The sequence below is a fragment of the Streptomyces himastatinicus ATCC 53653 genome, from assembly GCF_000158915.1.
Taxonomy (GTDB): Bacteria; Actinomycetota; Actinomycetes; order Streptomycetales; family Streptomycetaceae; genus Streptomyces; species Streptomyces himastatinicus.
The window spans coordinates 2,275,028-2,286,538 of sequence record NZ_GG657754.1 but is presented as its reverse complement, the minus strand read 5'-3'; the positions used below and the strand labels follow the sequence as shown (position 1 = coordinate 2,286,538).

At 73.5% G+C, this 11,511-nt stretch carries 8 protein-coding genes and 1 pseudogene; 8 read left to right on the top strand and 1 reads right to left on the bottom strand.

The window, feature by feature from the left end; genetic code table 11:
* From SSOG_RS54755 to SSOG_RS09030, 3 genes and pseudogenes are all read left to right on the top strand, one after another.
* Window positions 1-675, top strand: a pseudogene (locus tag SSOG_RS54755) (hypothetical protein); the annotation flags it as partial.
* A 116-nt stretch (window positions 676-791) separates the two neighbouring features.
* The gene (locus SSOG_RS09035; protein ID WP_208867507.1) at window positions 792-1,868 is read left to right on the top strand and encodes a WD40/YVTN/BNR-like repeat-containing protein; all 1,077 of its coding nucleotides are present in this window, start codon (window positions 792-794) and stop codon (window positions 1,866-1,868) included.
* Window positions 1,869-1,899: 31 nt separating this feature from the next.
* Entirely contained in the window at window positions 1,900-2,631 is a 732-nt protein-coding gene (locus SSOG_RS09030; protein ID WP_009713909.1) for an endonuclease V, read from the top strand.
* On the opposite strand, the gene SSOG_RS09025 is transcribed toward SSOG_RS09030, so the two are convergent.
* Window positions 2,616-3,128: a DUF1203 domain-containing protein gene (locus SSOG_RS09025; RefSeq protein ID WP_245606255.1), complete on the bottom strand. Its 513-nt coding sequence runs from the start codon at window positions 3,126-3,128 to the stop codon at window positions 2,616-2,618. The two genes, SSOG_RS09030 and SSOG_RS09025, sit on opposite strands and share 16 nt — an antisense overlap.
* A gap of 158 nt (window positions 3,129-3,286) precedes the next feature.
* On the opposite strand from SSOG_RS09025, the gene SSOG_RS09020 reads away from it, so the two are divergent.
* The 5 genes from SSOG_RS09020 to SSOG_RS09000 all read left to right on the top strand — a co-directional run bounded on the left by SSOG_RS09020 (window position 3,287) and on the right by SSOG_RS09000 (window position 11,412).
* Window positions 3,287-4,225 carry a dihydrodipicolinate synthase family protein gene (locus SSOG_RS09020; RefSeq protein ID WP_009713907.1) on the top strand — a complete coding sequence of 313 codons (939 nt, stop codon included), beginning with the start codon at window positions 3,287-3,289 and terminating at the stop codon, window positions 4,223-4,225.
* Window positions 4,222-5,670, top strand: a complete 1,449-nt coding sequence (locus SSOG_RS09015) for a sialate:H+ symport family MFS transporter (RefSeq protein WP_039936972.1) — start codon at window positions 4,222-4,224, stop codon at window positions 5,668-5,670. Before SSOG_RS09020 ends, SSOG_RS09015 begins: the two co-directional genes overlap by 4 nt.
* 101 nt (window positions 5,671-5,771) lie before the next feature.
* The gene (locus SSOG_RS09010; RefSeq protein WP_009713905.1) at window positions 5,772-6,944 is read left to right on the top strand and encodes a CaiB/BaiF CoA transferase family protein; all 1,173 of its coding nucleotides are present in this window, start codon (window positions 5,772-5,774) and stop codon (window positions 6,942-6,944) included.
* 39 nt (window positions 6,945-6,983) lie between these two features.
* On the top strand, window positions 6,984-8,198 hold the full coding sequence (locus SSOG_RS09005) for an acetyl-CoA C-acetyltransferase (protein WP_009713904.1): 1,215 nt from the start codon (window positions 6,984-6,986) through the stop codon (window positions 8,196-8,198).
* 1,021 nt (window positions 8,199-9,219) lie between these two features.
* Entirely contained in the window at window positions 9,220-11,412 is a 2,193-nt protein-coding gene (locus SSOG_RS09000; protein WP_009713902.1) for a 3-hydroxyacyl-CoA dehydrogenase NAD-binding domain-containing protein, read from the top strand.
* Window positions 11,413-11,511 lie beyond the last annotated feature (99 nt).

Below are 11,511 nucleotides of genomic sequence, written 5' to 3'. Positions count from 1 at the left end.
TCGATGCGCCACCTGATGCACGGGCAGGTGCGCGAGGCGGGGCCGGTCGCGGTCGCGGTGGCCGGGGCCGGGGTGCTGTTCGTCGCGGGTGCGGCGGTCATGACGGGGCTCGCCCTCACCAACGGCGGCGCGGCGGAGGCGGGGCAGCCCGCGGCGGCGTCGGCGCCGAGTCATCAGCCTTCGGATTCCTCACCTTCGTCGGGTTCGTCCGGTACGGGCGCGACGGATGCCGCGTCGCGGAAGCCGGACGCGCCGCGGACGGACGGCACGCGCGAGGCGTCCCGGAGCAAGCCGTCCACGAAGGCGCCGGGCCCCTCGGACGTGCCGTCGAGTGCGGTATCCCCTTCGCGGTCCACGCCGTCGTCCGCTCCCTCGGACCCGTCGTCGGACGCGTCGGATTCGCCCTCGGAGAAGCCGACGACACCGTCGAAGCCGACCAAGTCGCCCGACCCGTCTGAATCCGGGTCGACTCCGACATCCGACCCCTCGTCGCCCTCGCAGGACCCGACGGACGACGGTGGCTCCGGCAGCGGTTCCGGCGGTGGCGACAGCGACGGCGGCGGCACGAGCGACCCGCAGGGGACGCCGAGTCAGCCCGACAACCCGACCTCGGCGCCCACCGACGATTCGCAGAACTGTGTATCGCTGCTGGTCAAGCTCTGTGTGAACAAGTGACCCGGCACGGCTGACGGCCGAACGGCGGCGCCCGCGGATTCCCGCGGGCGCCGTCGCGTGCTGGACGGCGTATCGCCCATGGGCTAGCTTCCCGCCCCATGACGGGCATGGGGATCATGGGCATGATCAGACGCTTAGTGGCCGCCGGACTCTGCGGGGCGGCGCTCGCCGCCGTCCTCGCCGCACCCGCGCAAGCCGGTTCGGCGGACGGCGTACGCGCCGGCTGGCGGCTGAAGGACAGCGGCACCGACGCCCGCTTCCGGGGACTCGCCGCCGTGAGCCGCCGGACCGCGTGGGTCGCGGGGACGAAGGGCACGGTGCTGCGCACCCGCGACGGCGGGCGCAGCTGGCGGAACGTGTCCCCGCCCGGCGCGGAGGGGCTTGAGTTCCGCGACATCGAGGCGTTCGGGGTGCGCCGCGCGGTGGTGCTGGCCATCGGCGAGGGGGAGGCGTCGCGCGTCTTCGTCACGGACGACGGCGGCACCACCTGGAGCGAGGCGTTCCGTAACCCCGATCCGCGCGCCTTCTACGACTGCCTGACCTTCTTCGACGCGCGCCACGGCATCGCGCTCAGCGATCCCGTGGACGGCAAGTACCGCATCCTCGGCACCGGGGACGGCGGCCGCACCTGGCGCGTGCTGCCCTCTGAAGGGATGCCGGACGCACAGCCGGGCGAGGCCGCGTTCGCCGCGAGCGGGCAGTGTCTGGTGAGCGCCGGACGCCGCGACGCGTGGTTCGCCACCGGAGGCGCCGCCACCGCCCGGGTCTTCCACACCGCCGACCGAGGCCGCACCTGGAGCGTCGCCGACGCGCCGCTCCCGGCCGGTGACCCGGCCCGTGGCGTGTTCGCCCTCGCCTTCCGCGACACCCGCCACGGCCTCGCCGTGGGCGGCGACTACCGGCCCGACCAGCCGTCCCCGCGCGCGGCCGCGGTCACCGCGGACGGCGGCGCGGCCTGGACCCCGGCCACCCAGCCCCCGCCCGCCTACCGTTCGGGGGTCGCCTGGCTCCCGTACAGCCACCGCGCCGCCCTCGCGGTCGGCCCGACCGGCACGGATGTGACGGCGGACGGCGGGCGCAGCTGGCGCGCCCTCGACCCGGGCTCGTACGACTCGGTGGACTGCGCCCCGGACGGCGGCTGCTGGGCGTCGGGCGAGAAGGGCCGCATCGCCCGCCTGGAGCCGACCCGGTAGCGGCATGCGGCGACCGGTAGCGTGACCGGTCATGACGAGCGCCATCGATCCCCGCTACCAACTCCCGCGCGACTGGCCCACGACCGAGGCCGAGGCGACCGCCGTGCAGGAGCGGCTGCGGGGATCCGTCCGCACGGAGGGCGGGGCCGTGCCCGCCCCGGGCGGTGGGGCCGGGGCGGTCGTCGGGGTGGACGTGGCGTACGACGACGAACGCGGCGTCGTCGCGGCGGCCGCCGTCGCGCTGGACGCCCGCACCCTCGCCGTCGTCGGGGAGACGACGGCGGTCGGCCGGATCACCTTCCCGTACGTCCCCGGGCTGCTGGCGTTCCGCGAGATCCCGGCCGTACTCGACGCGCTCGGCGCCCTCGACCGGCTCGGCCACCGCCCCGACGTCGTGGTGTGCGACGGCTACGGCCTCGCCCACCCCCGCCGCTTCGGGCTGGCCAGCCACCTGGGGGTGCTGACCGGGCTGCCCACGATCGGCGTCGCCAAGAATCCCTTCACCTTCCGCCACGACCCGCCCGGCCCGCGCCGCGGCGACTGGACGCCGCTGCTCGACGGGGACGAGGAGGTCGGCCGGGCGCTGCGCACTCGGGACGGGGTGAAGCCGGTGTTCGTGTCCGTCGGCCACCGGGTGACCCTCGACGACGCCTGCGCGTACACCCTCCACCTGGCCCGCGACTACCGGCAGCCCGAGACCACCCGCCGCGCCGACGCGCTGTGCCGCCGCGCGCTGGCGGACACCCGTCAGGACTCCGACTGAGCGACTCGTCGCGTTTCGGCCACGAAGCAGCCGAACTCGACGCAGCGCACATGCACCGCGGCCACCTCGGGGTCCGCGTACAGCTCCGCCAGGGTCTCCTCGCACGCCTGCTGCCCGCCGCCGGTCAGCAGGCGGCCGCCGAGGATGTTGCCCTTCGCGGAGTAGGCGCGCAGCACCCGGTGGTCGCCCCACATGCCGGACGGGAATCCGGGGCCGGTCCAGCCGTCGCACTCCTCGGCGTGGATGAAGACCGGACCCTGCTCGTCGTACGGGCCGGGCTCGGCGCCCGTCTCCTCGGCCCAGCGGCGCAGCGGGGCGTAGGAGACGAGGGCGATGGTCTCGCCCGGCAGGCTCCGGCCCAGACAGCAGCGCAGCGGGTTGTTGCCCTCGTCGTTCGCCACCATGCGCGGGGGGCTGCCCGCGTCGTCCTGGATGCGTAGTTGCTTCGCCACCTCGGGCGCGATGGCCCGGATCTCGTAGGTCATGTGGTCGCTCATGCGTTTCATCGTGGTCCGCGGAGCACACGATGGCTGGCGGAATCCGGACGGTGTGCTGGGCGCGGGTGTACTTGACAGGGGGCTGGTGCTCAGTCAGATTCGCCCCACACATAGGACGTCCGACGTCCAAAATGCCCCATAAGGAAGGCAGGGTCCAGATGAGTCTTCCGGCTCCGCTCACCGGTGTCGTCCCGCCCCTGTGCACCCCCCTCACCCCCGGCGGTGAGGTCGACCGGGCCTCCCTCGCCGCCCTCGCCGAGCGGCTGATCGGCGCGGGCGTGAGCGGCCTGTTCGCGCTCGGCTCCAGCGGCGAGACCGCATATCTGGGCGACGGCAGGCGCCGTACCGTCCTGGAGACGGTGATCGAGGCGGCGGCCGGGCGGGTGCCGGTGCTCGCCGGGGCGATCGACATGGCGACCGAGCGGGTCGTGGACCACGCCCGTACCGCCGCCGCGCTGGGCGCGGACGGGATCGTGGCCACCGCGCCCTTCTTCACCCGCACCCACCCGGTGGAGATCGCCGACCACTTCCGGCGGGTGCGCGAGGGTGCGGGGCTGCCGCTGTTCGCGTACGACATCCCGGCCTCCGTCCACTCCAAGCTGACGCCGCGGATCGTGCTGCCGCTGGCCGCCGACGGCACGCTCGCCGGGCTCAAGGACAGCAGCGGCGACGACGGTGCGCTGCGGCGGCTGCTGGTCGAGGCCCGCCGCCGCGGCCTCACCGACTCCTTCTCGGTGCTCACCGGGTCCGAACTCGCCGTGGACGGCGCCCTGCTGGCCGGTGCCCACGGTGTCGTCCCGGGGCTCGGCAACGTCGACCCGGCAGGCTACGTACGGCTCTACGAGCACGCCCGCGCGGGCCGCTGGGACCGGGCGCGGGCCGAACAGGACCGGCTGGCAGCGCTGTTCGCCCTCACCGACGCCGGGGATCCGGCCGCGATGGGCGGCAGCTCCTCGGCGCTCGGCGCGTTCAAGGCGGCGTTGCATCTGCTGGGCGTCATCGCCTGCCCCGCGACGGCCGCGCCGCAGGTGCCGCTGGGGGACGACGCGGTCAAGACGGTGCGTCAACTGCTGGAAGAGGGAGGGCTGCTGTCGTGACGGTCGAGGCATTACGCGGGCCCTGGTACCGCCAGGTCTCCCGGCGGCAGTGGAAGTCGCTGTTCGCCGCCTGGATCGGCTATCTGCTCGACGGTTTCGACTTCGTGCTCATCACGCTCGTGCTGACCGAGATAGCCGACGAGTTCGACTTGAGCGCGGCGTCGGCGGCGAGCCTGGTTTCGGGCGCCTTCATCACCCGCTGGCTCGGCGGGGCGCTGCTGGGGGCGATGGGGGACCGGTACGGGCGCAAGCCAGCGATGATCGCGAGCATTCTGCTCTACTCCCTGGGCACCTTCGCGTGCGGCTTCGCCTGGAACTACTTCAGCCTGTTCGCCGCCCGGCTGCTGATTGGCATGGGCATGGCTGGCGAGTACAGCGCGAGCGCGACGTACGCCCTGGAGAGCTGGCCCGCCCAACTGCGCAACCGCGCCTCCGGCTTCCTGATCTCCGGCTACGCGGGCGGCACGATCCTCGCCGCCGAGCTGTACAAGTGGGTCGTACCCGCCTGGGGCTGGCGCTGGATGTTCTACATCGGCGTCCTGCCCGTGTTCGTCGCGCTGTGGGTGCGGCGCGCGCTTCCCGAGGCGGGGGACTGGCACGAGGAGGTGGTCGCGTCCGGGGCCGCCCGGCCGAATCCCTTCCGCCCCCTGTTCACCGGCCGCATCGGGTACCTCAACGCGGCCCTGGCGGTGGCCGCGAGCGCCGCGCTGTTCTGCGTCTTCACCCCGCTGGGCGCGGGCTGGCGGTGGCCGCTGTCGCTGCTGGCGGCGGGCGCGCTGCTCGCCTTCGCCGCCCAGCTCGGCGGGCGGCGCGGCTGGCTGCTGTACGTGGCGCTGATGTGCACCGTCTTCTGCGCCTTCCTCTACAGCTGGCCCATCCAGGCGCTGCTGCCCACCTATCTGAAGACCGAGCTGGGGTACGCGCCCTCCGAGGTCACGGACGCGATGTTCTACGCGGGCTTCGGCACCATGGCCGGCTGCTGGCTGGCCGGGTTCGCCGGTGACCGGTTCGGGACCCGGCGGGCCTACGCGTACACCCTGCTCGCCTCGCTGTGCTTCGTCTTCCCCGTCTTCGCGGTGCGGGACACGCTGGTGGGGCTGGGGGTGCTGCTGTTCTGTCTGCTCGCCCTGAGCCAGGGGATCTCCGGCATCCTGCCGAAGTACATCGCGAGCCACTTCCCCACGGAGAGCCGCGCCGCGTCGCTCGGCTTCGTCTACAACACGGGCGCGCTCGGCGGCGCGGTGGCCCCCGTGCTGGGCGCGCACCTGGCGGAGGGCATGCCGCTCGGGCAGGCCCTGGCGGTGCTGACGTCCGGTCTGACGCTGGTGGTGATCGTGCTGATGGGAGCGGATGTGCCGCGCCGGTTGGGCCGTCTGGTGGACCCGGAGCTGTCCGATGACCACCTGCTGCGGGACCGCCCGATCCCGGCGGACACGCCGGGCTGAACACCCCGCTCCGGGTGGGGGCTTGTGGAATGGGGGGTGCGTTCCTAGCATCGGCGGTGTTACAGCGGTGGTGTCATACAGAGGCTGAGGACGGAACCCGGATGGCGGCGGCAGCAGACGTGGGCGGAGCGACGGGGCACGGGCCGCTGGCCGGGGTGCGGGTCGTGGAGCTGGCCGGAATCGGGCCCGGCCCTTTCGCGGCCATGCTCCTCGGCGACCTGGGCGCCGATGTCGTACGGGTCGACCGGCCCGAGCGCCCCGGGGGCCTGAAGGTCGACCCGGCGTACGACCTCGCCAACCGCAACAAGCGCTCCGTCCTGCTCGACCTGAAGTCCGAGCGCGGCCTGGACGCCGCGCTCGGCCTGATCGAGCGGGCCGACATCCTCATCGAGGGCTACCGCCCCGGCGTCGCCGAGCGGCTGGGCCTCGGCCCGGACACCTGCCTGGAGCGCAACCCCCGCCTCGTCTACGGCCGGATGACCGGCTGGGGCCAGGACGGACCGCTGTCCGCGACGGCCGGGCACGACATCGGCTACATCGCCATCACCGGCGCGCTGGGCATGACCGGCGAGGCCGACGGCCCGCCGGTGGCGCCAGCGAACCTGCTCGGGGACTACGCGGGCGGCTCGCTCTACCTCGTCATCGGCGTCCTCGCCGCCCTCCAGCACGCCCGCTCCGGCGGCACCGGCCAGGTGGTGGACGCGGCGATCGTGGACGGCACCGCGCATCTGACCGCCGTCCTGCACGGCATGATGGCGGCCGGCGGCTGGCAGGACCGGCGCGGCAGCAACCTCCTCGACGGCGGCTGCCCCTTCTACGGCACGTACGAGACCGCCGACGGCGGCCATATGGCGGTCGGCGCGCTGGAGCCCGCGTTCTACGCCGAGTTCATCGACCTGCTCGGGATCGCCGACCAGGCACCCGCCCGCAAGGACATCGACAGCTGGGACCGGTTGCGCACCGTCATCGCCGCCCGCTTCAAGGAGCGCACCCGCGAGGAGTGGACGGCGGTGTTCGCCGGGTCGGACGCCTGCGTCGCGCCCGTCCTCTCGCTGCGCGAGGCCCCCCGCCATCCGCAACTCGCCGCCCGCGGCACCTTCGTCGACGAGGCGGGCATCACCCAGCCCGCGCCCGCCCCGCGCTTCTCCGCCACCCCCGGCCGGGTGCGCGGCGGCCCCGCCCGGCCCGGCGCCCACGCCGCCGAGGTGGCCCGCGACTGGGGCGTACCCGCCGTCACCCCGACGCCGCCGCCCGCCGAGGAGCCCTCGTCGTAACGCGCCAACCGCCCTCCTCCCCCTCGAAAGGCAGCAGACGTGAGCACCGAAGCGTACGTGTACGACGCCATCCGCACCCCGCGCGGACGCGGCAAGGCCGACGGCGCCCTGCACGGCACCAAGCCCGTCGACCTCGTCGTGGGCCTCATCCACGAGATCCGGCGCCGTTTCCCCGATCTGGACCCGGCGGCGATCGACGATGTGGTGCTCGGCGTCGTCAGCCCGCTCGGCGACCAGGGCTCCGACATCGCCAAGGTCGCGGCCATCGCGGCGGGGCTCCCGGTGACCGTGGCGGGCGTCCAGGAGAACCGCTTCTGCGCCTCGGGTCTGGAGGCCGTCAACCTGGCCGCGGCCAAGGTCCGTTCGGGCTGGGAGGACCTGGTGCTGGCGGGCGGCGTCGAGTCGATGTCGCGCGTGAAGATGGGCTCCGACGGCGGCGCCTGGTTCGCCGACCCGATGACCAACTACGAGACCGGCTTCGTCCCCCAGGGCATCGGCGCCGACCTCATCGCCACGCTCGGCGGCTACACCCGCCACGACGTGGACACCTTCGCCGCGCTGTCCCAGGAACGGGCGACCCTGGCCTGGAAAGAGGGGCGCTTCGACCGCTCCGTCGTCCCGGTCCGCGACCGCTCCGGGCTGACCGTCCTCGACCGCGACGAGCACATCCGCCCCGGCACCACGCCCGAGACCCTGGCGGGGCTCAAGCCGTCGTTCGCGACGATCGGCGAGGCGGGCGGCTTCGACGCGGTGGCGCTCCAGAAGTACCACTGGGTGGAGGCCATCGACCACGTCCACCACGCGGGCAACTCCTCCGGCATCGTGGACGGCGCGGCCCTCGTCGCCATCGGCAACCGCGAGACCGGCGAGCGCTACGGCCTCACGCCCCGCGCCCGTATCGTCTCCGCCGCCGTCTCCGGCGCCGACCCGACCATCATGCTCACCGGCCCGGCCCCCGCCTCCCGCAAGGCCCTGGCCAAGGCCGGGCTGACCATCGACGACATCGATCTGGTCGAGATCAACGAGGCGTTCGCGGCGGTCGTGCTGCGCTTCGCCGCCGACATGGGCCTCGACCTGGACAAGGTCAACGTCAACGGCGGCGCGATCGCGATGGGCCACCCCCTGGGCGCCACCGGCGCGATGATCCTCGGCACGCTGGTGGACGAGCTGGAGCGACGCGGACAGCGGTACGGGCTGGCGACGCTGTGCGTGGGGGGCGGCATGGGTATCGCGACGGTGGTCGAGCGCCTGTAGTGGTGGCCGGGCCTTTCCCCACCCCGCCCCTTCCCGAACCAGGGACTCCGCCCCTGGACCCCACCGGGGCTCCGCCCTTGGACCTCGCCGGGGCTTCGCCTCTGGGCCTCACCGGGGGTCCGTCCTGGACCTGGCCCGGGGCCTCGCCCTTGGACCCCACGGGGTTCCGTCCCTGGACCCGGCTCGGGGCTTCGCCCTTGGACCTCGCCGGGGCTTCGCCCATTGGACCTCGCCGGGGGTTCGCCTCTGGGCCTCGCCGGGGGGCCATCCTGGACCTGGCCCGGGGCTTCGCCCTTGGACCCCACGGGGTTCCGCCGTTGGACCCGACTCGGGGCTTCGCCCCTGGACCCGGCTCGGGGCTTCGCCCTTCGACCTCACGGGGTTCCGGCGCTGGGCCCGGCCTGGGGCTTCGCCCCTGGACTCCACGGGGTTCCGCCGCTGGGTCCGCCGGGGCGTTGCCCTTGGGACCCCTCGGGGCTCGGTTCCTGGGCCCTCGGGGGCTCCACCCGGGCTCTCCCGTGGGTCTTCTGGGGCTCCGCCTCTGGAACCGCCGGGGCTGGTCTCGTCCCCCGGGCTTCGTCGCTGGACCTCCGGGGTTCTGGCCCCCGGGCTTTTCCTGGTCCCGGGGCTGGGCCTCACCGGGCTCTGCCTCTGGGCCGTACCGGGGCTCTGGACCCGGGCCGTATCGGGCTCCGGGCCTGGGGCCGGCTGGGCTCCGGGGCTGGACTCCCGCCCGGGGCTCGGCTCCTGGGCCGCCGGGGCTTTGGCTCTGGGTTCCACCCGGGGTTTCGGCCTTGGGCTCTCCGGGGCTCCGGTTCCGGTTCCAACCGGGGCTTCGCCCCTGGACCCTCCGGGTTCCACCCGGGGCTTCGCCCGCGGTCCCTGGACCCCTCGGGTCCCGCGTGGCGGGGCCGCGGAGGGGTCCGGCGAGGGCCGGGACGGGAGGAGCCCGCACCGTCCGCGTCCGCATCCGCTTCCGAATCGCTTCCGTTCCGCCCCCCTCGCCCCTGGAGACCGTGAGATGAGCAACCCCGCCACCGCCTCGACCATCCGCTGGGAGCAGGGCGACGACGGTGTCGTCACCCTTGTGCTCGACGACCCTGGACAGTCCGCCAACACCATGAACGCCGCCTTCATCGCCTCACTCGACGCGGTCGCCGACCGGCTGGAGGCGGAGCAGGAGGCGATCCGCGGCGTCATCGTCACCTCCGCCAAGAAGACCTTCTTCGCGGGCGGCGACCTCAAGGACATGGTCACGCTGGGGCCCGACCAGGCCCAGCAAGCCTTCGAGACGAACCTGCGCATCAAGCGCGGACTGCGCCGTATCGAAACCCTCGGCAAGCCCGTCGTCGCTGCGATCAACGGGGCGGCGCTCGGCGGCGGATTCGAGATCGCCCTCGCGTGTCACCACCGGGTCGCGCTCGACACCCCCGCGTCGCGGATCGGCTTCCCCGAGGTCACGCTCGGGCTGCTGCCGGGCAGCGGCGGCGTGGTGCGCTCGGTGCGGCTGCTCGGCGTCGCCGACGCGCTGCTCAAGGTGCTGCTCCAGGGCACCCGGTACGCCCCGCGCCGGGCGCTGGAGGCGGGGCTTGTGCACGAGGTCGTGGACACGCCCGACGAGATGCTGGCCAGGGCGCGCGCCTTCATCGACGCCCACCCCGAGTCGCGGCAGCCCTGGGACGAGAAGGGGTACAAGATCCCCGGCGGCACCCCGGCGGACCCGAAGTTCGCCGTCAACCTGCCCGCCTTCCCCGCCAATCTGCGCAAGCAGCTCAACGGCGCCCCCTACCCGGCGCCGCGCAACATCCTCGCCGCCGCCGTCGAGGGCTCACAGGTCGACTTCGAGACGGCCCAGACCATCGAGGCCCGGTACTTCACCGAACTGGTCGTCGGCCAGACCGCCAAGAACATGATCCAGGCGTTCTTCTTCGACCTCCAGGCGGTCAACTCCGGTGCCAACCGGCCGCAGGGGATCGAACCGCGCACGGTCCGCAAGGTCGCGGTGCTGGGCGCCGGGATGATGGGCGCGGGCATCGCCTACGCCTGCGCCAAGGCCGGTATCGAGGTCGTCCTGAAGGACGTCTCCGACGAGGCGGCCGCCAAGGGCAAGGCGTACGCGGAAGGGCTGCTGGCCAAGGCGGTCGCCAAGGGCCGTACGACCGAGGCCCGGCGCGACGCGCTGCTGGCCCTCATCACCCCGACCGCCGATCCGCAGGACCTCGCGGGCTGTGACGCCGTCATCGAGGCGGTCTTCGAGGACCCGGCGCTCAAGCACAAGGTCTTCCAGGAGATCGAGCCCGTCGTCGCGCCGGACGCCCTGCTGTGCTCCAACACCTCCACCCTGCCGATCACGATGCTGGCGGAGGGCGTGGAGCGCTCCGGTGACTTCATCGGGCTGCACTTCTTCTCACCCGTCGACAAGATGCCCCTGGTCGAGATCATCAAGGGCGAGCGCACCGGGGAGGAGGCGCTGGCCCGCGCCTTCGACCTGGTGCGGCAGATCAGCAAGACCCCGATCGTGGTCAGCGACTCCCGCGGCTTCTTCACCTCGCGCGTCATCGGACACTTCATCAACGAGGGCGTGGCGATGGTCGGCGAGGGCATCGACCCGGCCTCGGTCGAACAGGCCGCGGCCCAGGCGGGCTACCCCGCCAAGGTGCTCTCCCTGATGGACGAACTCACCCTGACCCTCCCGCGCAGGATCCGCGAGGAGACGCGGCGCGCCACGCTGGAGGCGGGCGGCGAGTGGCAACCGCACCCGGCCGATACGGTCATCGACCGCATGGTGGAGGAGTTCGGGCGCCCGGGGCGCAGCGGGGGAGCGGGCTTCTACGAGTACGACGCGGCCACCGGCAAGCGCCTGGGGCTGTGGCCGGGGCTGCGCGAGCACTTCGGCACCGGCACCACCCCCGACGACAGCATCCCCTTCGAGGACATGAAGGAGCGCATGCTCTTCCGCGAGGCCCTCGACACGGTGCGGCTGCTGGAGGAGGGCGTGCTGACGTCCGTCGCCGACGCCAACATCGGCTCGATCCTGGGCATCGGCTTCCCCGGCTGGACGGGCGGGGTGCTCCAGTACATCAACGGCTACGAGGGCGGCGTGGCGGGCTTCGTGGCCCGCGCCCGCGAACTCGAGGCGGCGTACGGGGAGCGGTTCGCGCCGTCGCCGCTGCTGCTGGAGAAGGCGGAGCGCGGCGAACGCTTCACGGACTAGGGGGCGTCAACCGGACCGGGGTGCCGATATATGGCGGATATCGGCGCCCCGTTGGCGAGATATAGCCATGCATCAGCCCGCACCGAGCGGGTGGACTGG

Bases quoted from the DNA above. Each gene is read 5' to 3' on its own strand.
- SSOG_RS09000 (WP_009713902.1), top strand. From the start codon at position 9,220: ATGAGCAACCCCGCCACCGCCTCGACCATCCGCTGGGAGCAGGGCGAC.
- SSOG_RS09025 (WP_245606255.1), bottom strand. From the start codon at position 3,128: ATGAGCGACCACATGACCTACGAGATCCGGGCCATCGCGCCCGAGGTG.
- SSOG_RS09035 (WP_208867507.1), top strand. From the start codon at position 792: ATGGGCATGATCAGACGCTTAGTGGCCGCCGGACTCTGCGGGGCGGCG.
- SSOG_RS09030 (WP_009713909.1), top strand. From the start codon at position 1,900: ATGACGAGCGCCATCGATCCCCGCTACCAACTCCCGCGCGACTGGCCC.
- SSOG_RS09010 (WP_009713905.1), top strand. From the start codon at position 5,772: ATGGCGGCGGCAGCAGACGTGGGCGGAGCGACGGGGCACGGGCCGCTG.
- SSOG_RS09020 (WP_009713907.1), top strand. From the start codon at position 3,287: ATGAGTCTTCCGGCTCCGCTCACCGGTGTCGTCCCGCCCCTGTGCACC.